The 23,818-nt window shown below is 62.6% G+C and carries 25 protein-coding genes; all 25 read left to right on the top strand.

Going from position 1 to position 23,818, the window contains the following annotated elements; translation table 11 throughout:
• Window positions 1-6: 6 nt before the first annotated feature.
• The 25 genes from fliJ (at window position 7) to J7302_RS09750 (ending at window position 23,726) form a co-directional block, all read left to right on the top strand.
• Window positions 7-456: a flagellar export protein FliJ gene (gene fliJ, locus J7302_RS09870; RefSeq protein ID WP_215373329.1), complete on the top strand. Its 450-nt coding sequence runs from the start codon at window positions 7-9 to the stop codon at window positions 454-456.
• Window positions 457-668: 212 nt separating this feature from the next.
• Window positions 669-974: an STAS domain-containing protein gene (locus J7302_RS09865; protein ID WP_215373326.1), complete on the top strand. Its 306-nt coding sequence runs from the start codon at window positions 669-671 to the stop codon at window positions 972-974.
• Between the two features lie 12 nt (window positions 975-986).
• On the top strand, window positions 987-2,687 hold the full coding sequence (locus J7302_RS09860) for an ATP-binding SpoIIE family protein phosphatase (protein ID WP_215373324.1): 1,701 nt from the start codon (window positions 987-989) through the stop codon (window positions 2,685-2,687).
• 27 nt (window positions 2,688-2,714) lie between these two features.
• Window positions 2,715-3,059, top strand: a complete 345-nt coding sequence (locus tag J7302_RS09855) for an Hpt domain-containing protein (RefSeq protein WP_215373322.1) — start codon at window positions 2,715-2,717, stop codon at window positions 3,057-3,059.
• A gap of 93 nt (window positions 3,060-3,152) precedes the next feature.
• Window positions 3,153-4,484 (top strand): flagellar hook-length control protein FliK, encoded by a 1,332-nt coding sequence (locus J7302_RS09850; protein ID WP_215373320.1) that lies wholly within the window; start codon window positions 3,153-3,155, stop codon window positions 4,482-4,484.
• Between the two features lie 338 nt (window positions 4,485-4,822).
• The gene (fliL, locus tag J7302_RS09845; RefSeq protein WP_215373317.1) at window positions 4,823-5,350 is read left to right on the top strand and encodes a flagellar basal body-associated protein FliL; all 528 of its coding nucleotides are present in this window, start codon (window positions 4,823-4,825) and stop codon (window positions 5,348-5,350) included.
• Window positions 5,351-5,363: 13 nt separating this feature from the next.
• A complete protein-coding gene (fliM, locus tag J7302_RS09840; protein ID WP_215373314.1) occupies window positions 5,364-6,335 on the top strand; it encodes a flagellar motor switch protein FliM in 972 nt (323 codons plus the stop codon).
• 43 nt (window positions 6,336-6,378) lie between these two features.
• On the top strand, window positions 6,379-6,846 hold the full coding sequence (gene fliN / locus J7302_RS09835; RefSeq protein ID WP_215373312.1) for a flagellar motor switch protein FliN: 468 nt from the start codon (window positions 6,379-6,381) through the stop codon (window positions 6,844-6,846).
• A gap of 4 nt (window positions 6,847-6,850) precedes the next feature.
• Window positions 6,851-7,270 carry a flagellar biosynthetic protein FliO gene (gene fliO, locus J7302_RS09830; protein ID WP_215373309.1) on the top strand — a complete coding sequence of 140 codons (420 nt, stop codon included), beginning with the start codon at window positions 6,851-6,853 and terminating at the stop codon, window positions 7,268-7,270.
• Window positions 7,270-8,025: a flagellar type III secretion system pore protein FliP gene (gene fliP / locus J7302_RS09825; RefSeq protein WP_215373306.1), complete on the top strand. Its 756-nt coding sequence runs from the start codon at window positions 7,270-7,272 to the stop codon at window positions 8,023-8,025. The genes fliO and fliP overlap by 1 nt, the downstream gene beginning before the upstream one ends.
• A gap of 8 nt (window positions 8,026-8,033) precedes the next feature.
• Window positions 8,034-8,303, top strand: coding sequence for a flagellar biosynthesis protein FliQ (gene fliQ, locus J7302_RS09820; RefSeq protein WP_215373304.1), 270 nt, complete (start codon window positions 8,034-8,036; stop codon window positions 8,301-8,303).
• 3 nt (window positions 8,304-8,306) lie between these two features.
• The gene (gene fliR / locus J7302_RS09815; RefSeq protein WP_215373302.1) at window positions 8,307-9,083 is read left to right on the top strand and encodes a flagellar biosynthetic protein FliR; all 777 of its coding nucleotides are present in this window, start codon (window positions 8,307-8,309) and stop codon (window positions 9,081-9,083) included.
• 42 nt (window positions 9,084-9,125) lie between these two features.
• Window positions 9,126-10,262: a flagellar biosynthesis protein FlhB gene (gene flhB, locus J7302_RS09810; RefSeq protein WP_215373299.1), complete on the top strand. Its 1,137-nt coding sequence runs from the start codon at window positions 9,126-9,128 to the stop codon at window positions 10,260-10,262.
• A 282-nt stretch (window positions 10,263-10,544) separates the two neighbouring features.
• Window positions 10,545-12,668 carry a flagellar biosynthesis protein FlhA gene (flhA, locus tag J7302_RS09805; protein WP_215373297.1) on the top strand — a complete coding sequence of 708 codons (2,124 nt, stop codon included), beginning with the start codon at window positions 10,545-10,547 and terminating at the stop codon, window positions 12,666-12,668.
• Between the two features lie 15 nt (window positions 12,669-12,683).
• On the top strand, window positions 12,684-14,030 hold the full coding sequence (flhF, locus tag J7302_RS09800; RefSeq protein ID WP_215373295.1) for a flagellar biosynthesis protein FlhF: 1,347 nt from the start codon (window positions 12,684-12,686) through the stop codon (window positions 14,028-14,030).
• A 62-nt stretch (window positions 14,031-14,092) separates the two neighbouring features.
• A complete protein-coding gene (gene fleN / locus J7302_RS09795; RefSeq protein WP_215373292.1) occupies window positions 14,093-14,935 on the top strand; it encodes a flagellar synthesis regulator FleN in 843 nt (280 codons plus the stop codon).
• Complete coding sequence (gene fliA, locus J7302_RS09790) at window positions 14,932-15,678, top strand: RNA polymerase sigma factor FliA (protein ID WP_215373290.1); 747 nt, start codon at window positions 14,932-14,934, stop codon at window positions 15,676-15,678. The genes fleN and fliA overlap by 4 nt, the downstream gene beginning before the upstream one ends.
• An 82-nt stretch (window positions 15,679-15,760) precedes the next feature.
• Window positions 15,761-16,135 carry a chemotaxis response regulator CheY gene (locus tag J7302_RS09785; RefSeq protein WP_215373288.1) on the top strand — a complete coding sequence of 125 codons (375 nt, stop codon included), beginning with the start codon at window positions 15,761-15,763 and terminating at the stop codon, window positions 16,133-16,135.
• 19 nt (window positions 16,136-16,154) lie between these two features.
• A complete protein-coding gene (locus tag J7302_RS09780) occupies window positions 16,155-16,943 on the top strand; it encodes a protein phosphatase CheZ (protein WP_215373286.1) in 789 nt (262 codons plus the stop codon).
• 11 nt (window positions 16,944-16,954) lie between these two features.
• Window positions 16,955-19,156, top strand: coding sequence for a chemotaxis protein CheA (locus tag J7302_RS09775; protein ID WP_215373284.1), 2,202 nt, complete (start codon window positions 16,955-16,957; stop codon window positions 19,154-19,156).
• Between the two features lie 43 nt (window positions 19,157-19,199).
• Complete coding sequence (locus tag J7302_RS09770) at window positions 19,200-20,294, top strand: protein-glutamate methylesterase/protein-glutamine glutaminase (protein ID WP_215373281.1); 1,095 nt, start codon at window positions 19,200-19,202, stop codon at window positions 20,292-20,294.
• A 16-nt stretch (window positions 20,295-20,310) separates the two neighbouring features.
• A complete protein-coding gene (locus J7302_RS09765) occupies window positions 20,311-21,051 on the top strand; it encodes a flagellar motor protein (RefSeq protein ID WP_215373279.1) in 741 nt (246 codons plus the stop codon).
• A 12-nt stretch (window positions 21,052-21,063) separates the two neighbouring features.
• On the top strand, window positions 21,064-21,954 hold the full coding sequence (gene motD / locus J7302_RS09760; protein WP_215373277.1) for a flagellar motor protein MotD: 891 nt from the start codon (window positions 21,064-21,066) through the stop codon (window positions 21,952-21,954).
• A 53-nt stretch (window positions 21,955-22,007) separates the two neighbouring features.
• On the top strand, window positions 22,008-22,796 hold the full coding sequence (locus tag J7302_RS09755) for a ParA family protein (protein WP_215373275.1): 789 nt from the start codon (window positions 22,008-22,010) through the stop codon (window positions 22,794-22,796).
• 87 nt (window positions 22,797-22,883) lie between these two features.
• Complete coding sequence (locus J7302_RS09750; RefSeq protein WP_215373272.1) at window positions 22,884-23,726, top strand: CheW domain-containing protein; 843 nt, start codon at window positions 22,884-22,886, stop codon at window positions 23,724-23,726.
• Window positions 23,727-23,818 lie beyond the last annotated feature (92 nt).

Genomic DNA, 23,818 nt, shown 5'->3' with positions numbered 1-23,818 from the left:
TGACGAATGTCGCGAATTCGAGCGGCGCGCCTGGCGCCAGTGGTGGAGATGGCTGCGCGCGCTGAGCGTGAGGCGGCCAGGATGCTCGGGCGTTGCCAGGGTCAGCTGACCCAGGCGGAAATGAAACTCGGCGAACTCGAGCGCTACCGCGCCGACTACCAGCAGCAATGGCTGGACGAAGGGCGCAAGGGTGTCTCTGGCCAGTGGCTGATGAACTATCAGCGCTTCCTCTCGCAGTTGGAATCGGCCATCGGCCAACAGAGCCAGAGCGTCAATTGGCACCGGGACAACCTGACCAAGGCCCGCGCGGCCTGGCAAGAACGTTATGCACGGCTGGAAGGCCTGCGCAAACTCGTGCAGCGCTACATCGACGAGGCCCGAATGGCCGAGGACAAGCGCGAGCAGAGGCTACTTGACGAGCTGGCGCAGCGGCTGCTGCAGCACGGCGCGGAGTAGCATTTGGCGCATGAAATCAGTGGGGGGGGGCGAGTTCATTCGCCAAGCAGGCAGCAGGTCTGTCTGCGCCCCCTACGGCTGGTCGCCTCGGGTTTCCCGAACGTGCAAAAGAATCCTAAATTTCAGGCATGCACCGCTTTGTTGTTGCCCTGCTTGGGTGTGGGTGCTAAATCTTCTCCACGCGTAAACCGAACTTGAACAAGGAGCTTTGCATGGCGATCACCTCGATGCCCTCAGACGATGGGCAGGAGTTGACCATCTCGATCCAGGGACGTTTCGATTTCGGCGCCCACCAGGAATTCCGCGATGCCTATGAGCGTGTGAACATCACGCCCACGCGCTATGTCGTAGACCTGAAAGGCACCACCTACCTGGATAGCTCTGCGCTGGGCATGCTGCTGTTGCTGCGTGACCATGCCGGCGGTGACCGAGCCCAGATACGTCTGGCCAACTGCAGCCCTGACGTTCGCAAGATCCTCGCCATCTCCAATTTCGAACAACTCTTCCAGATCGCCTGAGGACTCGTCCGTATGTCCCAGCCGTTGTCCATCCTGATTGCCGAGGACAACGCCGCTGATCGCTTGTTGCTCTCCACCATTGTCAGTCGCCAGGGCCACCGTGCCCTGGCCGCCAGCAATGGCCTGGAGGCGGTCGCGCTGTTCCGCCAGGAGCAACCGCAGCTGGTGCTGATGGATGCCCTGATGCCCGTCATGGACGGCTTCGAGGCGGCCAAGCGGATCAAGCAACTGGCTGGGGATGCGCTGGTGCCGATCATCTTCCTTACCTCACTGACGGAAAATGAGGCCCTGGTGCGCTGCCTGGAGGCGGGGGGCGACGACTTCCTCGCCAAGCCTTACAACCCGGTGATACTCGAAGCCAAGATCAAGGCCCTGGACCGCCTGCGTCGCCTCCAGGATACGGTGCTGCAACAGCGCGACCTGATCGCCCGGCACAATGAACACCTGCTCACCGAGCAGCGGGTGGCCAAGGCGGTCTTCGACAAGGTGGCGCACACCGGCTGCCTCAGCGCGCCGAACATTCGTTATCTGCAATCGCCGTACGCCTTGTTCAATGGTGACCTGCTGTTGGCCGCCTACAAACCATCCGGCGGCATGCATGTGCTGCTGGGCGATTTCACCGGCCATGGCCTGCCGGCAGCCATCGGCGCGATGCCCCTGGCCGAGGTGTTCTACGGGATGACCGCCAAGGGCTATGGCCTGGTCGACATCCTCCGGGAGATGAACGCCAAGCTGAAGCGGATCCTGCCGGTGGGCGTCTTCTGCTGCGCGGCCCTGGTGAATCTGAGTTTTCATAGGCGAGTAGTCGAAGTCTGGAACGGCGGTCTTCCCAATGGCCACCTGCGACGTGCCGATAGCGGCGAAGTGGTGCCGCTGGTATCTCGCCACCTGCCGCTCGGAGTGCTTGATCCGGCGTCGTTCGACGCCCGGTTCGAAACCTATCCGGTGGAAACCGGGGATCGCCTTGTGCTGGTTTCCGACGGCGTGCTGGAGACGCGCAACGATGCCGATGAGCTGTTCGGTGATGAGCGTCTGCAGGCGGTTTTCGACGCAAATCGCCAAGGCGACAGGCTGTTCGAGGAGATACAGCAGGCCCTGACCGCATTTCGCGGCCAGGCCCAGGACGACGTCAGCATGATCGAAGTGTGCGTCCTGGATGAGACCGTGGAGCGCGCCAAACTGGCATTCACCGACAGTGGTCAGGCCAGTCCGCTGGATTGGGCGGCCAGTTTCGAGTTCCGTGCCCAGACCCTGAAACGCTTCAATCCGCTGCCCTTCCTGCTCCAGCTGTTGCTGGAAGTCCAGGGGTTGCGTGAGCAGGGGGGCGCTATCTACACCGTACTTGCCGAGCTTTACTCCAACGCCCTGGAGCACGGGGTGCTGGATCTGGATTCATCGCTCAAGCGCGATGCTGAAGGCTTCTCTCGCTATTACCGAGAGCGCAGCGAGCGTCTGGCGGGGCTTGAGCAAGGCTATGTGCGCTTCCATCTCGAACTTGTTCCGCAAGAGAAGGGCGGCGGACGCTTGCTCATCCGCGTCGAGGACAGCGGCAAGGGTTTTGACCTGGCCGGCAGCCTGGCCCGGCAACCTTCGATGGACAGCCTCTGTGGCCGTGGCCTGACCTTGATCAGCCAGCTCGCGGCGCGCTGCGGCCCGTCAGAGTCCGGCTCCGGGGTTTGCGTCGAGTTCCGCTGGCCCAGTCAGACAAGTTGATCACCGATTCGAAAGGGGGGGAACTGAGTGTCAGAAACTCATCTCGACAACGCTGTCTTAGCCGCCCTGAAGGAAGTCATGGAAGATGAATTTCCCGTATTGCTGGACACCTTCATGGCTGATTCGGGCGAGCGTCTGCGCCAGTTTCATCAGGCGGTCCAGCAGCGTGATGCCCAGGCCTTGCGTCTATCTGCTCACAGCTTCAAGGGAAGTTGCAGCAACATGGGCGCTTTGCCACTGGCAAGCCTCTGCAAGCGGTTGGAGGAACTCGCCAAGCAAGAGCAATTGGATGAAGCGCCTCCGCTGATCGAGTCGATCGAGCAGGAGTTTGCCATTGTCAGTCGCTTGCTGGATGACGAGCGCAGTCGCTGAACTGGCTGGTTACCCGCTCTCCGGCCGGCTTTGAATAATTGGCCCGCCACTTGCTACAGCCCGGGCACGAACCAACTCGAGCGGAGAGTGCCCATGCCCGTTGCCCCCAATCTGCTTCTTCAGGCCACGCCTGACGTGAAGCCGAAAGCACCGGTTGCAAAAGCCCCGGAAAAGACGGCGCAAGCCAACAACGGCGAGGCGTCCAGCTTTGCCAGGATGTACGCGAAAGAGCGTCAGGCCACGGCTGCCGAGTGCAAGGAACCGGCCGAAACGGGCCAGCCGGACGAAGCTGGCCAGCCGGTTGCCGAGGCGGCTGACCGTGCGGAGAGTGTTGCCGAAAGCGGCAATGCCTTGCCGGCCGAGGAAGTCGATGACCCGCAAGTCCAGGGCGAGCCTGTCATTGACCCGATGCTGCTGATGGCGATGGTCGAGCAGCTACCATCCGAGGCAGCGGAGACCCAGCCAGCCTCGGGTGCATCGGTAATCGGTCCGGCGTCGCCTGTGGTGGCGGCCGACCAGGTGTCGCCGGAGCAGTCCAGTGCTGCGCTCGAGGGGTTGCCCGTCATGCCGACAGTCGCTCTGCCGGACAGTGCCACTCCCAGGATCTTGGGCGAGTCGAGCCAAGCTCCTGAGCAGGTCTCACCGGATACCAGGCCTGCCGTGAAAATGGCAATGGAACAGCTCGCCCAATCGGCCCAGTCAACCCCGCAGGTACAGGGCACCAACCAGCAGTCCGCCACCTCCGCTGAGTTCGCCAGTGCGCTATCGGCTTTTGCGGATCAGCCAGTGGAGGACGGTGAGCTTCAGCTGGAAGGCGAGTTGTCCGTGGCCGAGCATTCCGGCGGCCTGGGCGAAGCTCTGGGCGAGAGCTCTTCCGACGCCCGCAGTGAGGTCCTGGCCAGTCGCCTCAGCGCGCTTAGCCAGGCTATCGGCCAGCCGGTGGCCCAGGCGCAGCGCACGCCGAACCTGGTACCGGGGCAGCCTGTCGCCCTCCAGCAAGGGGGATGGAGCGAGGCTGTGGTGGATCGCGTCATGTGGCTGTCCAGTCAAAACCTGAAGTCGGCAGAGATCCAGCTCGATCCCGCCGAGTTGGGTCGTCTGGAGGTACGAGTGCACATGACGCAGGACCAGGCGCAGGTGACTTTCGCCAGTCCGAACGCGGGTGTCCGCGATGCCCTGGAAGGCCAAATGCATCGTCTGCGCGACCTCTTCGCCCAACAGGGGATGAACCAGTTGGACGTGAGCGTCTCCGACCAGTCGCTGGGTCGCGGCTGGCAAGGGCAGGGCGGTGACGCCGAGCGGCGTGGCGGCGGCGCGCGTGCTGATTTCGGTGGTGTGGGAGATGAAGACCCATCAGTGAGCGTCAGCGAGATTCGCTCGGCCAGTGTGGGTGCTGGGCGTGGGTTGGTGGATTATTACGCCTGATCCCATGGCCCTCTCTCTGAAAGAACGAAGGGAGTTGGCCCCGGTAAAGACTGGTTTCTACCTTCAGCCAGGCTCCACGTTGCCGGCACGCACAAAAAGCTTCAGGCGCGTGTCACCCCTCTCCTCTTCGGGAAGAGGGGGCGGGGCCGTCGGGCATGCTCTTACCTCCCGTATCTCCCAATTCCCCCTTGCTCCCGAGTGACAGTTGGCGGCGACACTGGTATATCCGCTGCCCTGGAGTGGATGCGGCACCGTCCGAATGGTTGGCGAGCTGGCATAACACTTGCTCATCACCCTGAAAAGGTGGGTCCTACCCCGCCAAGTGACGGATTATTGGCATGGCAAAGAACAACGCGAAGACCCCGGCTGCAGCCGCCGCGTCAGCGGGCGACAAGAGCAGGCTGAAACTGATCTTGCTGATTGCAGTGGCCTTGCTTCTGGCGGTATCCCTTTCGGTCGGCGCGACCTGGTTCTTCCTCAGTCGAGGCGACCGGCAGGCCGAAAGCGCAACGGACGAGGTGGCCGAGGCTGCGGCGCCAGGCAAGCAACCGGCTATCTACGAGGACCTTGCTCCAGCCTTCGTTGTCAACTTTTCGCAGAACGGGCGGCAGCGCTACATGCAGGTCAGCCTTTCGTTGCTGGCCCGCGACCAGGCGCAGCTGGACGCGCTGAAAGTGCATATGCCGCTGCTGCGCAACAAGCTCGTCATGCTCTTCTCCAGCCAGAGCTTCGACACCCTGGTCACCCCGGTTGGCAAGGAGATGCTGCGTCAGCAGGCTACTGCCACTGTCCAGGAACTGGCCAAGAAGGAGATCGGCGAACTGGTCGTCGAGCAAGTACTTTTCACCAATTTCGTATTGCAGTAGGCAAGGTGCAACCATGGCTGTTCAAGACCTGCTGTCCCAGGATGAAATCGATGCGCTGTTGCACGGCGTCGACGATGGCCTGGTGGAAACCGAGTCCGAGGCCGAACCTGGCAGTATCAAAAGCTACGACCTGACCAGCCAGGATCGCATCGTCCGGGGGCGTATGCCGACCCTGGAGATGATCAACGAGCGTTTCGCCCGATACACCCGCATCAGCATGTTCAACCTGTTGCGCCGCTCGGCGGATGTGGCGGTGGGCGGCGTGCAAGTGATGAAGTTCGGCGAGTACGTGCATTCGCTCTACGTGCCGACCAGCCTCAATCTGGTGAAGATGAAGCCGCTGCGCGGCACGACACTGTTCATCCTCGATGCCAAGCTGGTGTTCAAGCTGGTGGACAATTTCTTCGGCGGCGACGGACGCCACGCCAAGATCGAGGGGCGTGAGTTCACCCCTACCGAGCTGCGCGTGGTGCGCATGGTGCTGGACCAGGCTTTCGTTGATCTGGCTGAAGCGTGGCATGCCGTGTTGGATGTGAACTTCGAATACATCAATTCCGAGGTGAACCCGGCGCTGGCCAACATCGTCAGCCCCAGCGAAGTGGTGGTGGTGTCTACCTTCCACATCGAACTGGATGGCGGCGGCGGCGACCTGCACGTCACCATGCCCTATTCGATGATCGAACCGATCCGCGAGATGCTCGATGCCGGCTTCCAGTCCGACGTCGACGACCAGGACGAGCGCTGGATCAAGGCCCTGCGCGAGGACATCCTCGATGTCAGCGTGCCGGTAGCCGCTACCGTGGTGCGCCGCCAGCTCAAGCTGCGCGACATCCTGCACATGCAGCCGGGCGACGTGATTCCGGTCGAGATGCCTGAACACATCATCATGCGCGCCAACGGTGTGCCGGCCTTCAAGGCCAAGTTGGGATCGCACAAGGGCAACTTGTCCTTGCAGATCCTCGATCCCATAGAGCGTCAGCGCTGATAGCGACGCTGCCAACGAATCAAGAGCCAGACGAGGTCAACCGATGGCAAGCGACATGGGCACCACCACCCCTGAGGAACAGGCCCTGGCCGACGAGTGGGCTGCGGCACTGGCCGAAGCCGGCGATGCCAGCCAGGACGACATCGATGCCCTGATGAACCAGGGTGCTGCCGCACCGAGTTCGCCGCGAGCGCCGATGGAAGAGTTCGGCAGCGGGCCCAAGGCCGCTGGCGGGCTGGTGACGCTGGACGGTCCGAACCTGGATGTGATTCTCGACATCCCGGTGTCCATTTCCATGGAAGTGGGCAATACCGACATCACCATTCGCAACCTGCTGCAGCTCAACCAGGGCTCGGTGATCGAGCTCGATCGCCTGGCCGGCGAGCCGCTGGATGTGTTGGTCAATGGCACTCTGATCGCCCATGGTGAGGTAGTGGTGGTCAATGAGAAGTTCGGTATTCGGCTGACTGATGTGATCAGCCCGAGCGAACGCATCAAGAAGCTGCGCTGACACCATGCATCGTCATATCGTTGCGGGGCTCGCCCTGCTGCCCTTGAGTGCGCTTGCTGCAGAGCCGGCGGCCGTCGCGCCCGTTGCCGGCAGCGGCATGGCGGCCCAATTGGGGCAATTGGCGCTTGGCCTGCTGCTGGTGGTGGGGCTGATCTTCCTGCTCGCTTGGTTGCTGCGCCGCGTCCAGCAGCTCAGTCCGCGCGGCGGGCAGGTTATCAAGCTGGTGTCGAGCCAGTCCCTCGGCCCACGCGATCGGCTGGTGCTGGTGCAGGTTGGTTCCGAGCAGATTCTTCTTGGCCTCAGCACCGGAAGCATCACACCCCTGCACGTGCTCAAGGAGCCGGTGCAGGTTCCGGATAGCCAAGCGGCCAGTCCGGAGTTCGCCCAACGACTCATGGAACTGCTCGGCAAGGACAAGCACTGATGGCTTTGCACCGCATCCTCATGGCGTGCCTGCTGGTGCTGGCTGCGCCACTGGCCCTTGGCGCCGACAATCCGCTGTCGCTTCCGGCCATCACGTTGAGCACAAACGCCGAAGGTCAGCAGGAGTACTCGGTCAGCTTGCAGATCCTGCTGATCATGACGGCGCTGAGCTTCATTCCGGCGTTCGTCATGCTGATGACCAGCTTCACGCGGATCATCATCGTCTTCTCCATCCTGCGCCAGGCGCTTGGCTTGCAGCAGACGCCGTCAAACCAGATTCTCATTGGCCTGGCGCTGTTCCTGACGATGTTCGTCATGGCGCCGGTGTTCGACCAGGTGAACCGCGACGCACTGCAGCCCTACCTGAACGAGCAGATGCCCGCGCAGGAGGCGATCACCAAGGCCGAGGTACCGATCAAGAACTTCATGCTGGCGCAGACCCGCGCCAGCGACCTGGAACTCTTCATGCGGCTTTCCAAGCGCACCGACATTCCCAGTCCGGACGCCGCCCCCCTGACCATCCTGGTGCCAGCTTTCGTCACCTCCGAGCTGAAGACTGCGTTCCAGATCGGCTTCATGATCTTCATCCCTTTCCTGATCATCGACCTGGTCGTGGCGAGCGTGCTGATGGCCATGGGTATGATGATGCTCTCGCCGCTGATCATTTCCTTGCCGTTCAAGATCATGCTGTTCGTGCTGGTGGATGGCTGGGCGTTGATCATCGGCACACTCGCCGGAAGCTTCGGCGGCGTATAGGGGGGCGCATGACACCTGAAGTGGCCGTCGACCTGTTCCGTGAAGCGCTGTGGCTAACCTGCCTGATCGTCGGCATCCTGGTGGTGCCGAGCCTGGTGGTGGGCCTGATTGTGGCGATGTTCCAGGCTGCCACCCAGATCAACGAGCAGACCCTGAGCTTCCTGCCGCGTCTCATCGTGATGCTGCTGACGCTGATCTGGGCGGGCCCCTGGCTGACCCGCCAACTGATGGAGTACATCCAGACGCTCTATCAGAACATCCCGATGCTGATTGGTTGAGCCATGCTTGAGCTCAGCGATGCGCAGATCGGCGGCTGGGTGGGGAGTTTCCTCCTGCCGCTGTTTCGCACCGCAGCCTTGCTGATGACCATGCCGGTGATCGGCACGCAGCTGGTGCCGATGCGGGTGCGCCTCTACCTGGCGGCGGCAATTGCAGTAGTGCTGGTGCCTGCCTTGCCGCCGATGCCGGCAGTCGATGCGTTGAACCTACGCACGCTGCTGCTGATTGGTGAGCAGGTGCTGATCGGCGCCTTGCTCGGCTTCGTCCTCCAGCTGTTCTTCCATGCCTTCGTGGTGGCCGGGCAGATTATCTCGATGCAGATGGGCCTGGGCTTCGCTTCCATGGTCGACCCCACCAATGGCGTCTCGGTGCCGGTGCTCGGGCAGTTCTACCTGATGCTGGTGACGCTGCTTTTCCTCGCCATGAATGGCCACCTGGTGGTCTTCGAGGTGCTGGCGGAGAGCTTCGTCACCTTGCCGGTGGGCGGGGGGCTGATGGCCGCGCATTACTGGGAAGTGGCCGGCAAGCTCGGCTGGGTGATGGGGGCGGGGTTGTTGCTGTCGCTGCCGGCGATCACCGCGTTGCTGGTGGTCAACGTCGCCTTCGGCGTGATGACTCGCGCCGCGCCGCAGCTGAATATCTTCTCGATCGGTTTCCCGCTGACCCTGGCCCTCGGCTTGGTGATCGTCTGGATCGGCATGGCCGACATCCTGGCGCAGTACCAGGTTCTGGCCAGCGACGCGCTGCAGTTGCTGCGCGAGTTGGTGAGGGCGCGTTGATGATCCTGCTGACGTGTTCCAGGCCTGTGGTCGGGGGGCTCCATGGCGGAAAGTGAGAGCGGAGCGGACAAGAGTGAAGAGCCCACGGCGAAACGCCAGCAAGAGGCCCGGGAGAAAGGGCAGATTGCTCGCTCCCGCGAGCTGAATACGCTGGCCGTGACCTTGGGCGGGGCTGGAGGGCTGCTGGCCTCCGGCGGCAGCATGGCGAGTTCGTTGATGCAAATGATGCAGGCCAACTTCGCCCTGTCGCGCGAGGTGCTGCTGGATGAGCGGAGCATGGGCATCTGGTTGCTGGCGTCAGGGAAGATGGCCCTGGACGCCGTGTTGCCCCTGTTGGCCACCTTGCTGATCGTTTCCATTGCGGGACCGATGGCGCTGGGGGGCTGGCTTTTCTCGGGGCAGGCGATGGCGCCCAAGTTCAGCCGGATGAACCCGCTAGCCGGTCTCAAGCGCATGTTTTCCACCCATGCCCTGGTCGAACTGCTCAAGGCGCTGGCCAAGTTCGCGGTGATCCTGCTGGTGGCGCTCGCGGTGCTCAATGCGGACCGCGATGACCTACTGGCCATTGCCCATGAGCCACTGGACATGGCCATCCTGCACAGTGTCCAGGTGGTGGGTTGGAGCGCGGTCTGGCTGGCCTGCGGGTTGATCCTGATCGCTGCCGTGGATGTGCCCTTCCAGCTCTGGAGCAACAAGCAGAAGCTGATGATGACCAAGCAGGAAGTGCGCGATGAGTACAAGGATTCCGAGGGTAAACCCGAGGTCAAGTCGCGCATCCGTCGCATGCAGCGCGAGATGGCCGAACGCCGCATGATGGCTGCCATACCGCAGGCCGATGTGGTCATCACCAACCCTACGCACTTTGCCGTGGCGCTGAAGTACGACGCCGAGAAGGGCGGGGCGCCAATGCTGTTGGCCAAGGGCGGTGACTTCACGGCGCTGAAGATCCGCGAGATCGCCCAGGAGAACAAAGTGATGGTGCTGGAGTCTCCGGCGCTGGCGCGGGCGGTTTACTACTCCACTGAACTGGACCAGGAAATCCCCGCTGGGCTTTACCTCGCGGTCGCCCAGGTGCTCGCTTACGTCTACCAGCTCAAGCAGTTCCGTGCCGGACGGGGCAAGCGCCCGGCACCGCTCAACGACCTGCCGATCCCGCCGGATTTGCGGCGGGACGAGTGAACCCCGGAAAGCGGCACGGATAACTCCCTCTCCCTCTGGGAAAGGGGCCGGGGGTGAGGGATGCCGAGCTTGGGGGAGCATGAAAAGCAGGCTTTCGGTGTGCATCCACGAACGAATCCGCTCCCACGGCAGTCCTGGCAGAACTTTCTCGCCTGAAACCCCGAAAAAACAATCCCTTACCCAAGTTGGAAGGCTTCTTGCAGAGGCCCGCTGATGACCGAGTCTTGTGTCAAAAGATTGGATGGGCGGAGCGCCAATCCGTGATGGGGTAGGGGAGCAGCAGTGGATCGTACGCAACTGATCGGCAATGTCCGCACCAACCTGGTGGGCATGGGGCGCGGTAACCTTGGGGTGCCGCTGCTGGTGCTGGTGATGCTGGGCATGATGACGTTGCCGGTGCCGCCTTTCCTGCTCGACGTGTTCTTCACCTTCAACATCGCCCTGTCCATCGTCGTGCTGCTGGTGTGCGTCTATGCCATGCGGCCGCTCGATTTCGCCGTGTTCCCCACCATCCTGCTGGTGTCTACCCTGCTGCGTCTGGCGCTGAACGTGGCTTCCACCCGCGTGGTGCTGCTCCACGGCCAGGATGGCCATGACGCGGCCGGCAAGGTGATCCAGGCCTTTGGTGACGTAGTGGTGGGCGGTAACTACGTGGTCGGTGTGGTGGTCTTCGCGATCCTGATGATCATCAATTTCGTCGTGGTCACCAAGGGCGCCGGGCGGATCTCCGAGGTCAGTGCGCGCTTCACCCTGGACGCCATGCCTGGCAAGCAGATGGCCATCGATGCTGACCTCAACGCCGGTCTGATCGACCAGGGAGAGGCCAAGAAGCGCCGAACCGAGGTTTCCCAGGAGGCGGACTTCTACGGCTCCATGGACGGTGCCAGCAAGTTCGTTCGCGGCGACGCCATTGCCGGCCTGCTGATCCTGTTCATCAACCTCCTCGGCGGTATGGCCATCGGGATGGCCCAGCACGGCATGAGCTTCGCCGACGCTGGTCGCATCTATTCGCTGTTGACCATAGGTGATGGCCTGGTCGCACAAATTCCCTCGCTGCTGCTGTCCACCGCCGCGGCCATCATGGTGACTCGAGTCTCCACCTCGGAGGACATGGGGCAGCAGGTCAATCGGCAGATGTTCGCCTCGCCCAAGGCCCTGGCCGTGTCGGCCGCGATCCTGATCGCCATGGGCCTGGTGCCGGGCATGCCTCACGTGTCCTTCATCGGCCTTGGCCTGGTGGCCGCAGGCGGTGCCTGGTGGATCTGGCAGAAGCAGAAGAAGGTCGAAGAAGAGGCCGTGCAAGAGGAGAAACGCCAGCAGGAGCTGCTGCCTGCCCAGCGCGCCCAGGAAACCAAGGAGCTGGGCTGGGACGACGTCACTCCCGTTGACCTGGTGGGCCTGGAAGTGGGGTATCGCCTGATTCCTCTGGTGGACCGCAACCAGGGTGGCCAGCTCCTGGCGCGGATCAAGGGCGTGCGCAAGAAGCTCTCCCAGGAAATGGGCTTCCTCATGCCCTCGGTACACATCCGCGACAACCTCGATCTGTTGCCCAACGCCTATCGCCTGACCCTGATGGGGGTCAGCGTGGCCGAGGCCGAGGTCTATCCGGACCGAGAATTGGCGATCAATCCCGGCCAGGTGTTCGGCACCCTCAATGGCGTGGCCGCCAAGGATCCGGCGTTCGGCCTGGAAGCGGTGTGGATCGACGCCAGCCAGCGCGACCAGGCACAGTCGCTCGGCTACACGGTGGTGGACGCCAGCACCGTGGTCGCGACGCACCTCAACCAGGTACTGCACAAGCATGCCCACGAACTGCTCGGCCACGAAGAGGTGCAGCAGCTGATGCAGCTACTGGCCAAGAGCTCGCCGCGGCTGGCGGAAGAGCTGGTGCCGGGCATGGTATCGCTGTCGACCTTGCTGAAGGTTTTGCAGGCGCTGCTGCAGGAGCAGGTGCCGGTACGCGACATCCGTACCATCGCCGAGGCCATCGCTAACGTCGCGCCCAAGAGTCAAGATCCCGCCGCGCTGGTTGCGGCAGTGCGTGTGTCGCTGTCTCGCGCAATCGTGCAAAGCATTGTGGGACTAGAGCCCGAGCTGCCTGTGATCACCCTGGAGCCAAGGTTGGAACAGATATTGCTGAACAGTCTGCAGAAGGCTGGTCAGGGTTCGGAAGATGGCGTTCTCCTCGAACCTGGCATGGCTGAAAAGCTGCAACGTTCCCTGGTGGAAGCGGCGCAGCGCCAGGAAATGCTCGGCAAGCAGGCGATCCTGCTGGTGGCCGGGCCGATCCGGGCGATGATGTCGCGCTTTGCCAGGCTCGCCGTGCCAACCATGTACGTGCTGGCCTACCAGGAAATACCGGACAACAAGCAGGTCACCATAGTCGCGACTGTGGGCCAGAACTAACCGAGGTCAAGGACCATGCAGGTCAAACGCTTCTTCGCCGCCGATATGCGTCAGGCCATGAAATTGGTGCGTGATGAGCTGGGCGCTGATGCAGCCATCATCGGCAACCGCCGGGTTGCCGGTGGTGTCGAGCTGACCGCTGCGTTGGACTACCCCCTGCCTGCTGCCGCTCCGAGCAAGCCTAATCCGGCCCTTGAAGCCGAGCTACGCAAGACCCAGACCCGTATTGCCGAAGCCCAGGCCGAACTGACCACGCGCGCCCAGGCTGATGCTGGCAAGGACCGTCAATTATTCGCCGGCGAGCCGCTGGTGGCCATCGAGCCGGAACTGCCGGAATCGGCCCTGGCGGCTGCACTGAGTCGCCCACGCGCCATCCCGACGGCCATGGCGCCAGCCGAGCCCGCTATTACGGCGCTCGACCATGTTGCGCTGGATGCCATGCGTTCCGAACTGAACGGCCTGCGCGAACTCATCGAAGTCCAGCTCGGTTCCATCGCCTGGGGGCAAATGCAGAATCGCCGTCCGCAGCAGGCCGGTCTCTGGCGTCGTCTGCAGCGCATGGGGTTGCCGGCCGAGCTGGCGCGCACGCTGCTGGAGAAGGTCGGTAACGTCCAGGAACCGCGGCAGGCCTGGCGCATGCTGCTGGCCCATCTGGCCCACTCGATTCGCACGCCGCAGAACGAGCCGTTGGAAGAGGGCGGCGTGATTGCCCTGGTCGGCCCTGCCGGCGTGGGCAAGACCACCACCCTGGCAAAGCTCGCTGCGCGTTACGTGCTGAAGTACGGTGCCCAGAGCATTGCCCTGGTCAGCATGGACAGTTACCGCATCGGCGCCCAGGAACAGTTGAAGACCCTGGGGCGTATTCTCAACGTCCCGGTAACCCTGGTCGATCCCGGTCAGTCCCTGACTCAGGCGCTCGCACCGTTGGCGCGCAAACGTGTCGTGCTGATCGATACCGCCGGCCTGCCGGCCAACGATCCGGCCTTGGCCATGCAGCTCGAAGCACTGGCCAGCCGTGGTGTGAATGCCAGAAATTATCTGGTGCTGGCTGCCACTAGCCAGAGCCAGGTGCTCAAGGCCGCTTACCACAGCTACAAGCGTTGTGGCCTGTCCGGCTGCATCCTGACCAAGCTGGATGAGTCGGCAAGCCTGGGCGAGGTTTTGGGGCTGGCCATCGGCCAGCATCTCCCGGTAGCCTATCTGGCTGACGGGCCTCGAATTCCGGATGATCTGCAGGTTCCGCGCAGCCACCAACTGGTGAGCCGCGCCGTCAGTCTCCAGGCGCCGGAAGACCCGAGCGAAGAAGCCATGGCAGATATGTTCGCCGGCCTTTACCAGAATCCGGCGAGACGTGTCGGTTGAAGAATCCTGAGCTGCTCGTATCGGGCAGTCCTAGACAGCCAAGTGGCCCAGTCCCTAACAAGGTGTTTGAAATGGGTAATATGCATCCCGTACAGGTGATCGCGGTGACCGGCGGCAAAGGTGGCGTCGGCAAGACCAATGTGTCGGTGAACCTTTCCCTGGCGCTGGCCGAGCTAGGCCGCCGGGTCATGTTGCTGGACGCCGACCTCGGCCTGGCCAACGTCGACGTCCTCCTCGGTCTCTCGGCCAAGCGCACCTTGGCCGATGTCATCAATGGCGAGTGCGATCTGCGTGACGTGCTCCTTCAAGGCCCCGGCGGTATCCGCATCGTGCCGGCGGCTTCGGGCACCCAGAGCATGGTGCACCTTTCGTCGATGCAACATGCCGGGCTGATCCAGGCCTTCAGCGATATCAGCGACAACCTCGACGTGCTGGTCATCGATACTGCCGCCGGCATTGGCGACTCGGTCGTGAGCTTCGTTCGTGCCGCGCAGGAAGTGATCGTGGTCGTCTGTGACGAACCCACGTCCATCACCGACGCCTACGCGCTGATCAAGTTGCTCAACCGCGATTACGGCATGAATCGTTTCCGGGTGTTGGCCAACATGGCTCACAGCCCCCAGGAAGGCCGCAACCTGTTCGCCAAGCTGACCAAGGTCACCGACCGCTTCCTCGACGTCGCCCTGCAGTATGTGGGGGCGATTCCCTACGACGAATCGGTGCGCAAGGCCGTGCAGAAGCAGCGAGCCGTCTACGAGGCGTTCCCGCGCTCCAAGTGTTCCCTGGCATTCAAGGCGATTGCGCAGAAGGTCGACAGCTGGCCGCTGCCGGCGAACCCGCGCGGCCACCTTGAGTTCTTTGTCGAGCGCTTGCTCAGACAGCCCGCTGCGGATTCTCCCGTATGACACCAGCGAGCGGACTGCGTATGTACAGCAAGACTCAGGCGCGGGACTCGCAGCACCAGTTGATCGAACGCTATGCCCCGCTGGTCAAGCGCATCGCCTATCACTTGCTGGCGCGTCTGCCGGCCAGCGTGCAGGTGGAAGATCTCATGCAGGCCGGGATGATCGGCCTGTTGGAGGCCTCGAAGAAGTACGACGGCGGCAAGGGGGCGAGTTTCGAGACCTACGCCGGTATCCGGATTCGAGGCGCGATGCTGGACGAAGTGCGCAAGGGGGATTGGGCTCCGCGCTCGGTCCACCGCAACACGCGCATGGTCAGCGACGCCATTCGCACTATCGAGGCGCGGACGGGGCGTGATGCCAAAGATCAGGAAGTCGCTGCCGAACTTGGATTGAGTCTCGATGACTACTACGGCATCCTGAGCGACACCTTGGGCAGCCGTTTGTTCAGCTTCGACGACCTGTTGCAGGACGGCGAGCACGGCGGGTTACCCGAGGACACCGGTGTCACCCAACTCGAACCTTCGCATGACTTGGAAGAAGAACGTTTCCAGGCCGCGCTGGCCGATGCCATCGCGCACCTGCCGGAGCGCGAACGCCTGGTTCTGGCGTTGTATTACGACGAAGAGCTGAACCTGAAGGAAATCGGTGAAGTGCTTGGGGTAAGCGAATCGCGAGTCAGTCAGTTGCACAGCCAGTGCGCAGCACGCCTGCGTGCCCGGCTCGGCGATTGGCGCGCGCGCTGAATGGCGTACCGGTTTGACGATTGAATGACGCACCCGGAAGAGGGGCGTTTAAGACTGTACGGAGGTCGACTTGGACAAGAACATGAAAATCCTCATCGTTGACGATTTCTCGACGATGAGACGCATCATCAAGAACCTCTTGCGCGACTTGGGCTTCACCAATACCGCCGAGGCCGACGACGGCACCACGGCGTTGCCGATGCTGCACAGCGGTAATTTCGATTTCCTCGTGACCGACTGGAACATGCCCGGCATGACCGGCATCGATCTGCTGCGCGCGGTGCGCGCCGATGACCGCCTGAAGCACTTGCCCGTGCTGATGGTCACCGCTGAAGCCAAGCGCGACCAGATCATCGAAGCGGCCCAGGCCGGCGTGAACGGCTACGTCGTCAAGCCCTTCACTGCTCAGGTATTGAAGGAAAAGATCGAGAAGATTTTCGAACGGGTCAGTGGCTAGTGCCAGCCGCGAGGGTGCCATGGACCAGAATCAAGCAATGCTGGGAGACTTCGAGTCGACCCTGAAAGACCGTGCGCGGGAATTGGTGGATAGTCTCGAGCGAGGCAATTTCACCGATGCAGTACAGCTCATCCAGGAGCTCAACCAGGTCCGTGATCGCGGCCTCTACCAGGAAGTCGGCAAGCTCACCCGCGAACTGCATAACGCCATCGTCAATTTCCAGATCGACCCCAAGCTGCCCCTCGCCACCGAGATGTCGCAGATCGCGGATGCGACGGACCGTCTTTCCTACGTGGTGCAGATGACCGAGCGTGCCGCCAACCGCACCATGGACCTGGTGGAGGAGAGCACGCCGCTGCTGGGTGGACTGAGCGACGAGGCGCAGCAATTGGGCGAGGAGTGGGGGCGTTTCATGCGTCGGGAAATTGGCGCTGACGGCTTCCGCGAGTTGGCCCGTCGCATCGAGCAATTCCTTACCCGCAGCCAGCGGGATACCGGCACTCTGTCCGGCAAGCTCAACGATATCCTGCTGGCACAGGACTACCAGGACCTCACCGGCCAGGTGATCAAGCGCGTGACGCAGTTGGTCACTGAAGTGGAGAGCAACCTGGTCAAGCTCGTGTTGATGGCCAGTCAGGTGGATCGCTACGCGGGCATCCAGCACGACCATGCCGCGCTGCGCGCCGAACTCGAAAAAGAAAAAAATCCTTCCAGGGGTGAAGGTCCGCAGATCAATGCCGATAAACGTGAAGACGTGGTGTCCGGTCAGGACGACGTCGATGATCTGCTATCCAGCCTGGGCTTTTAGGGAGCGCTCATATGAGCTTCGACGCCGATGAAGAAATCCTCCAGGACTTCCTGGTTGAGGCCGGCGAGATATTGGAGCAACTGTCCGAGCAGCTGGTCGAGCTGGAAAGCCGCCCGGACGATATGGACCTGCTCAATGCGATTTTTCGTGGGTTCCACACGGTCAAGGGCGGCGCTGGCTTCCTCCAGCTAAACGCGCTGGTGGAGTGCTGCCACATTGCCGAGAACGTCTTCGACATCCTGCGCAAGGGCGAACGCCGCGTGGATGCGGAGTTGATGGACGTGGTCCTGCAGGCACTGGATACAGTCAACGAGATGTTCAGCCAGGTCCGTGAACGCAGCGACCTGGTTCCAGCGACTCCAGCGCTGTTGGCCGCGCTGGCACGTCTAGCCGAGCCGGGTGGTGACGCGACGGCTCCGCTGGTCGCGCCCAGCCCCGCTGCCGAGGTGTCTGCGGCTTCCGCCGATATCACCGACAGCGAGTTCGAGCAGTTGCTCGAGGCCCTGGGCGGGGCCGCTGTTGCCGAGCCTGAATCCGATCCGGTTCAGCCGGCCGCCGGGGACGAAATCACCGACGACGAGTTCGAGGCTCTGCTGGACCAGTTGCACGGCAAGGGCAAGTTCGTGGGCTCCACCGAGCCTGCTGCCGTGTCCGTGAACGCTACGGTGGTCGCAGCCCCGCCGGCGGGTGCCAGTGAAGAAATCACTGACGATGAGTTCGAGGCGCTGCTCGACCAGCTGCACGGCAAAGGCAAGTTCAACGGCGCTGCCGAACCCATCGTTACCCCGCTCGAAACGCCGGTCGTGCCGGCTGCCAACCCGGCGGGCGGCGAACATATCACCGACGATGAGTTCGAGAGCCTGCTCGATCAGCTACACGGCAAGGGCAAGTTCACTGGTGCGGTCGAAGATACCGCCACTGCAGTTGTCGTCGCTCCTGGCAAGCCTGCTGTTGCTCCCGCACCCAAGCCCGTCGCCAAGCCCACCGAGCCGGCGGCTCGTCAGGTGGCGCCGGCCGCAGCCAGCGGCGGGGCGGCGGTCAGTGAGGCTGAAACTACGGTGCGAGTCGACACCGCACGGCTCGACGAGATCATGAACATGGTCGGCGAGCTGGTGCTGGTGCGTAACCGCCTGGTGCGCCTGGGGCTCAACAGTGGCGACGAGTCCATGGCCAAGGCCGTGTCTAATCTGGATGTGGTGACGGCCGACCTGCAAACCGCGGTCATGAAGACCCGCATGCAGCCGATCAAGAAGGTTTTCGGACGCTTCCCGCGCCTGGTCCGCGACCTGGCACGCAACCTGAAGAAGGAAATCAACCTCGAACTGGTGGGCGAGGAGACCGACCTCGACAAGAATCTGGTCGAGGCGCTGGCCGACCCTCTGGTACACCTGGTGCGCAACGCAGTCGACCACGGCATCGAGCCCCCCGAAGAGCGCGAGGCCGCCGGCAAGCCGCGTACCGGACGTGTCGTACTGTCCGCCGAGCAGGAGGGTGACCACATCCTGTTGATGATTACCGACGACGGCAAAGGCATGGATGCGAGCGTCCTGCGTGCCAAGGCGGTGGAGAAAGGGCTGCTGGACAAGGACGCTGCCGAGCGTCTGACCGAACTGGAATGCTACAACCTGATCTTCGCGCCGGGCTTCTCGACCAAGAGCGAGATTTCCGACGTCTCCGGTCGTGGTGTCGGCATGGACGTGGTCAAGACCAAGATTTCCCAGCTCAATGGCACTGTGAACGTCTTCTCGCAGAAGGGCTTGGGCTCGAAGATCGTCATCAAGGTCCCGTTGACCCTGGCGATCATGCCGACCCTGATGGTCATGCTGGGGAACCAGGCGTTCGCGTTCCCACTGGTCAACGTCAACGAGATTTTCCACCTCGACCTGTCGCGCACCAACGTGGTGGATGGCCAGGAAGTGGTGATCGTGCGCGACAAGGCATTGCCGCTGTTCTACCTCAAGCGCTGGCTGGTGCGTGATGCCACCCATGAGGAGCAGGGCGAGGGCCATGTGGTGATCCTCTCGGTGGGTACGCAGCGCATCGGCTTCGTGGTCGACCAACTGGTTGGTCAGGAAGAGGTGGTGATCAAGCCGCTGGGCAAGATGCTCCAGGGGACGCCGGGCATGTCCGGAGCGACTATCACCGGCGACGGTCGCATCGCACTGATTCTCGATGTGCCGAGCATGCTCAAGCATTACGCGCGCCGCGGCTGATTCTGGGCGGCCGGGAGTGGCCGCCCGCTAGGAGCTTTCTGTTATGGCAGTCAAGGTTTTGGTGGTGGACGACTCCGGTTTCTTCCGCCGCCGCGTATCGGAAATCCTTTCCTCGGACCCGAACATCCAGGTGGTGGGGACCGCCACCAACGGTCGCGAAGCCATCGACCAGGCGCTGGCGCTCAAGCCGGACGTCATCACGATGGACTACGAAATGCCGATGATGGACGGCATCACCGCGGTTCGGCATATCATGCAGCGTTGCCCGACTCCGGTGTTGATGTTCTCCTCGCTGACCCACGAAGGCGCGCGGGTCACCCTCGATGCGCTGGATGCCGGCGCAGTGGACTTCCTGCCGAAGAACTTCGAGGACATCTCGCGCAGCCCGGAAAAGGTCAAGCAGTTGCTCTGCGACAAGGTGCACAGCATTGCCCGCAGCAATCGCCGCTTCAGTGCCCTCAGTTCTTCCGCGCCGCAAGTTGCGTCGAGCCCTGGTGCCGGCACTGCCGTTCGCCCCGCAGCAGTGCCCGCCCCGGCGCCTGCACCCTTGTCGAACTCGCCTGCCCCAAAGCGTAAGGCCTACCGGTTGGTGGCCATCGGTACTTCGACCGGTGGCCCGGTAGCCTTGCAGCGGGTGCTGACCCAGTTGCCCGCCAGTTTTCCGGCGCCTCTGGTGCTGATCCAGCATATGCCGGCTGCTTTCACCAAGGCCTTTGCCGAGCGTCTGGACAAGCTCTGCCGGATATCGGTCAAGGAAGCCGAAGACGGTGACGTACTGCGCCCCGGCCTGGCGCTGTTGGCCCCGGGTGGCAAGCAGATGATGGTGGACGCACGTGGCGTGGTGCGCATTCTGCCTGGCGACGAGCGCCTCAACTACAAACCCTGCGTGGACATCACCTTCGGCTCTGCTGCCAAGTCCTACAACGACAAGGTACTGGCCGTCGTGCTGACCGGCATGGGCGCTGACGGTCGCGAAGGCGCGCGCCTGCTCAAGCAGGGCGGTAGCCAGGTCTGGGTGCAGGACGAGGCCAGTTGCGTGATCTACGGCATGCCCATGGCGGTGGTGAAGGCCAACCTCGCCGATGCCGTCTATGGCCTGGACGAAATTGGTCGCCACCTGGTCGAGGCCTGCATGTGATGGAGGCCTTCAGCTAATGGATGTTCTCAGCCTTATCGGGGTAATCCTGGCACTTGTCGCCATCATTGGCGGTAATTACCTCGAAGGTGGCCATGTATCGGCTTTGCTCAATGGCCCGGCAGCGCTGATCGTGCTGGGTGGCACCCTGGCCGCGGCGTTTCTGCAGACGCCGATCAGCGTCTTCAAACGCGCCCTGACGATTATTCGCTGGATTCTCCTTCCTCCGCGTGTCGATCTGCCCGGTGGAATCAATCGGGTCGTGAACTGGAGCCTGACCGCGCGCAAGGAGGGGCTCCTTGGCCTTGAGACGGCAGCCGACAGCGAGCCCGACGCGTTTGCTCGCAAAGGCCTGCAACTGCTGGTGGACGGTACCGAGCCGGAGTCGATCCGTACCATCCTCGAAGTCGATCTGTTCACCCAGGAGGGCCGCGACCTGCAGGCCGCCAAGGTATTCGAGAGCATGGGCGGCTACGCGCCTACCATCGGTATCCTCGGTGCGGTCATGGGGCTGATCCATGTGATGGGCAATCTCGCCGACCCGAGCCAGCTCGGCAACGGCATTGCCGTCGCCTTCGTCGCCACCATCTATGGTGTCGGTTTCGCCAACCTGCTGCTGTTGCCGGTCGGCAACAAGCTCAAGTCCATTGCCATTCGCCAGTCGCGTTTCCGCGAGATGCTGCTGGAGGGCATTCTCTCCATCGCCGAAGGCGAGAACCCGCGCTCGATCGAACTCAAGCTGCAAGGCTTCATGGACTGACGGGGGCTCGTCATGGCGCGCAGGCGGCATCAGGAAGAACACGAGAATCACGAGCGCTGGCTGGTATCCTATGCGGACTTCATCACCTTGCTGTTCGCTTTTTTCGTGGTGATGTACTCCATCTCCTCAATCAACGAAGGCAAGTACAAGATCCTCTCTGAGAGCCTGGTAGGTGCGTTCAGCCAGCAGGACCACTCGATAAAGCCCATCCCCGTGGGCGAGGAGAAAACGAGGACCACTGAGCCGGATCGGGCTCTGGCGGAGCAGGAAAGCGAACACAGCCAGGCCGTGATCGACAACCCGAGCGCCGACCCGCTGCAAGAGATTGCCCAGGGCATGCGGGATGCCTTTGGCGACCTGATGCGTGATGGCCAATTGAGCGTGCGCGGCAATGAGCTGTGGGTTGAGATCGAGATGAACTCGAGCCTGCTGTTCCCTAGCGGCGACGCGGTCCCGAACGATGCAGCCTTTGCCCTTGTCGAGAGGGTTGCCAGGATTCTGGCGCCCTACGACAACCCGGTGCATGTCGAAGGCTTCACCGACAACCTGCCCATCAGCACGACGCATTTCCCGTCCAACTGGGAACTGTCCACGGCGCGTGCAGCCAGCATCGTGCGAATGCTGGCAATGAAGGGTGTTGCGGCTGGGCGCCTGGCGGCGGTGGGCTATGGCGAGTTCCAACCGGTAGCGGACAATGCAACGGCGGAAGGGCGGGCGCGCAACCGGCGGGTGGTGCTGGTGATTTCACGCAATCTTGATGTGCGGCGCAGCGTGAGCGGCGTCGGCAGTGCCCACGCCAAGGTGGATAGCGCCTTGCAGAGGGCTGGCACGCAACCTGCACCACCTGCGGCAGCACCGGTCCCTGCAGAGGGTGCCGTCAATTCCCCGTCACCTGCCCCATAAAGGCGGGTGCTGATTCTCGGCACCTTTATGGTCCGGCCGGGAGGATGAGAACGATGAGAGTCTGGGCAGTAGCCAATCAAAAAGGTGGAGTCGGCAAGACCACCACATCCATTGCTCTGGCGGGCCTGCTGGCAGATGCCGGCAAGCGGGTGGTCGTTGTCGACCTCGACCCCCATGGATCGATGACCAGTTACTTCGGACACGATCCGGATGCCCTCGAGCACAGCTGCTTCGATCTGTTCCTGCATCAGGGCGGGGTCCCTGCGGGCCTCCCGCGCGAATTGCTGCTGCCGACCAGCCATGAACGCATCGCCCTGCTGCCGTCCAGCACGGCCCTCGCTACACTGGAGCGCCAGTCGCCGGGGCAGAACGGGCTGGGTCTGGTGATGGCCAAGAGTCTGGCGCAGCTGTGGCAGGAGTATGACCACGCCATCATCGACAGCCCGCCGCTGCTTGGCGTGCTGATGGTCAATGCGCTGGCCGCCAGCCAGCACCTGGTAATTCCGGTGCAGACCGAGTTCCTTGCGGTGAAGGGGCTTGAACGCATGGTCAGCACCTTGGCCATGGTCAACCGGTCACGCAAACAGGCGCTGCCGTTCACCATCGTGCCGACGCTTTTCGACCGGCGCACCCAGGCCTCGCTGAACACGCTCAAACTATTGCGCAACAGCTACCTCGATCACCTTTGGCAAGCCTACATCCCGGTGGACACTCGTCTGCGCGATGCCAGCCGCGCCGGGGTGACGCCATCCCAGTACGACAACAACAGTCGCGGCGTAATTGCCTATCGCGCCTTGCTCAAGCATCTGCTGGGCCAGCAACTGGCCGCCCAGGTGGCTTGAAATGAGTGCTTGTGCCGACCCGCGGTACTCAAGTCAGGCCGATTGCCTGCCGATAGGTAGTCAAGATCAATCCGCTGGATTCTCGCCATGAGCCGTACCGTCGCCACTGCTACCGCCACACGCCCGCAACTGGCACTGCAGTCGTATCTTGATGCACTGCTGCAGGAGGCCTCGGTTGAACTGGAAGCAAGCATCAGCCTTGAAGAGTTCGAGGCTGCCGTCCTCGAGGAGCAGGTGCGTGATGCACGTATGCCCCGGATGGTGACTGCCGAACCGGTCTCCGAACTACAGGTCCCGGTTCAGCAGGAGGTCGTCGTTGAGCCGGAAGCCGAGCCAGAGCCGCAAATGGTCGTCGTAGACGCTCGGCATTTCGAGCAGGTCGAAACGAGGGTCGAACCGCTCGTCGAACTCAGTGTTCCCAGCGCGCAGCTTCTTGATATCCCGATTCTGCATGCCGAGGGCCGGCCGGCCTGGGGCGAGGAGCCTTTCGAGTGCCTGCTGTTCGATGTCGCCGGCTTGACCCTGGCTGTGCCGCTGGTTTCGCTTGGCTCCATCTACCCATTGGCAGGTCAGGAGCTGACGCCACTCTTCGGTCAGCCGGACTGGTTTCTGGGCATACTTCCGTGCCAGGCGGGCAACCTGAAAGTGCTGGATACCGCGCGCTGGGTGATGCCGGAGCGTTACCGCGACGACTTCCGTGAAGGGCTGCAGTATGTGATTTCGGTCCAGGGTTACGAGTGGGGACTGGCCGTTCACCAGGTCAGTCGGTCGATTCGCCTGGACCCGAGTGAAATCAAATGGCGCAGCCAGCGCGGCCTGCGTCCATGGCTGGCAGGCACCGTGATCGAGCATATGTGTGCGCTGCTGGATGTTTCGGCCCTGGCTGAGTTGATCGCCAGCGGCGCCGTCAAACAGATGTCGTTGAATTGAAAGGCGGCCCCGTGCAGCATGGGGCCCCGTTTGCATAACAGCGGGCAGAACCCGCGATCGCTGCCTGGGGGCAGCCCAAGACGAGGCTAGGG

Source organism: Metapseudomonas boanensis (genome assembly GCF_018704125.1).
GTDB lineage: Bacteria > Pseudomonadota > Gammaproteobacteria > Pseudomonadales > Pseudomonadaceae > Metapseudomonas > Metapseudomonas boanensis.
Note: the sequence above shows the minus strand (reverse complement) of the source record. Positions and strands in the feature narration are given on the sequence as shown.

Excerpts from the sequence above, each read along its gene's own strand:
- fliJ (WP_215373329.1), top strand. The coding sequence starts at position 7 with ATGTCGCGAATTCGAGCGGCGCGCCTGGCGCCAGTGGTGGAGATGGCT.
- J7302_RS09865 (WP_215373326.1), top strand. The coding sequence starts at position 669 with ATGGCGATCACCTCGATGCCCTCAGACGATGGGCAGGAGTTGACCATC.
- J7302_RS09860 (WP_215373324.1), top strand. The coding sequence starts at position 987 with ATGTCCCAGCCGTTGTCCATCCTGATTGCCGAGGACAACGCCGCTGAT.
- J7302_RS09850 (WP_215373320.1), top strand. The coding sequence starts at position 3,153 with ATGCCCGTTGCCCCCAATCTGCTTCTTCAGGCCACGCCTGACGTGAAG.
- fliL (WP_215373317.1), top strand. The coding sequence starts at position 4,823 with ATGGCAAAGAACAACGCGAAGACCCCGGCTGCAGCCGCCGCGTCAGCG.
- fliM (WP_215373314.1), top strand. The coding sequence starts at position 5,364 with ATGGCTGTTCAAGACCTGCTGTCCCAGGATGAAATCGATGCGCTGTTG.
- fliN (WP_215373312.1), top strand. The coding sequence starts at position 6,379 with ATGGCAAGCGACATGGGCACCACCACCCCTGAGGAACAGGCCCTGGCC.
- fliO (WP_215373309.1), top strand. The coding sequence starts at position 6,851 with ATGCATCGTCATATCGTTGCGGGGCTCGCCCTGCTGCCCTTGAGTGCG.
- fliP (WP_215373306.1), top strand. The coding sequence starts at position 7,270 with ATGGCTTTGCACCGCATCCTCATGGCGTGCCTGCTGGTGCTGGCTGCG.
- fliQ (WP_215373304.1), top strand. The coding sequence starts at position 8,034 with ATGACACCTGAAGTGGCCGTCGACCTGTTCCGTGAAGCGCTGTGGCTA.
- fliR (WP_215373302.1), top strand. The coding sequence starts at position 8,307 with ATGCTTGAGCTCAGCGATGCGCAGATCGGCGGCTGGGTGGGGAGTTTC.
- flhB (WP_215373299.1), top strand. The coding sequence starts at position 9,126 with ATGGCGGAAAGTGAGAGCGGAGCGGACAAGAGTGAAGAGCCCACGGCG.
- flhF (WP_215373295.1), top strand. The coding sequence starts at position 12,684 with ATGCAGGTCAAACGCTTCTTCGCCGCCGATATGCGTCAGGCCATGAAA.
- fliA (WP_215373290.1), top strand. The coding sequence starts at position 14,932 with ATGACACCAGCGAGCGGACTGCGTATGTACAGCAAGACTCAGGCGCGG.
- J7302_RS09785 (WP_215373288.1), top strand. The coding sequence starts at position 15,761 with ATGAAAATCCTCATCGTTGACGATTTCTCGACGATGAGACGCATCATC.
- J7302_RS09780 (WP_215373286.1), top strand. The coding sequence starts at position 16,155 with ATGGACCAGAATCAAGCAATGCTGGGAGACTTCGAGTCGACCCTGAAA.
- J7302_RS09775 (WP_215373284.1), top strand. The coding sequence starts at position 16,955 with ATGAGCTTCGACGCCGATGAAGAAATCCTCCAGGACTTCCTGGTTGAG.
- J7302_RS09770 (WP_215373281.1), top strand. The coding sequence starts at position 19,200 with ATGGCAGTCAAGGTTTTGGTGGTGGACGACTCCGGTTTCTTCCGCCGC.
- J7302_RS09765 (WP_215373279.1), top strand. The coding sequence starts at position 20,311 with ATGGATGTTCTCAGCCTTATCGGGGTAATCCTGGCACTTGTCGCCATC.
- motD (WP_215373277.1), top strand. The coding sequence starts at position 21,064 with ATGGCGCGCAGGCGGCATCAGGAAGAACACGAGAATCACGAGCGCTGG.
- J7302_RS09755 (WP_215373275.1), top strand. The coding sequence starts at position 22,008 with ATGAGAGTCTGGGCAGTAGCCAATCAAAAAGGTGGAGTCGGCAAGACC.
- J7302_RS09750 (WP_215373272.1), top strand. The coding sequence starts at position 22,884 with ATGAGCCGTACCGTCGCCACTGCTACCGCCACACGCCCGCAACTGGCA.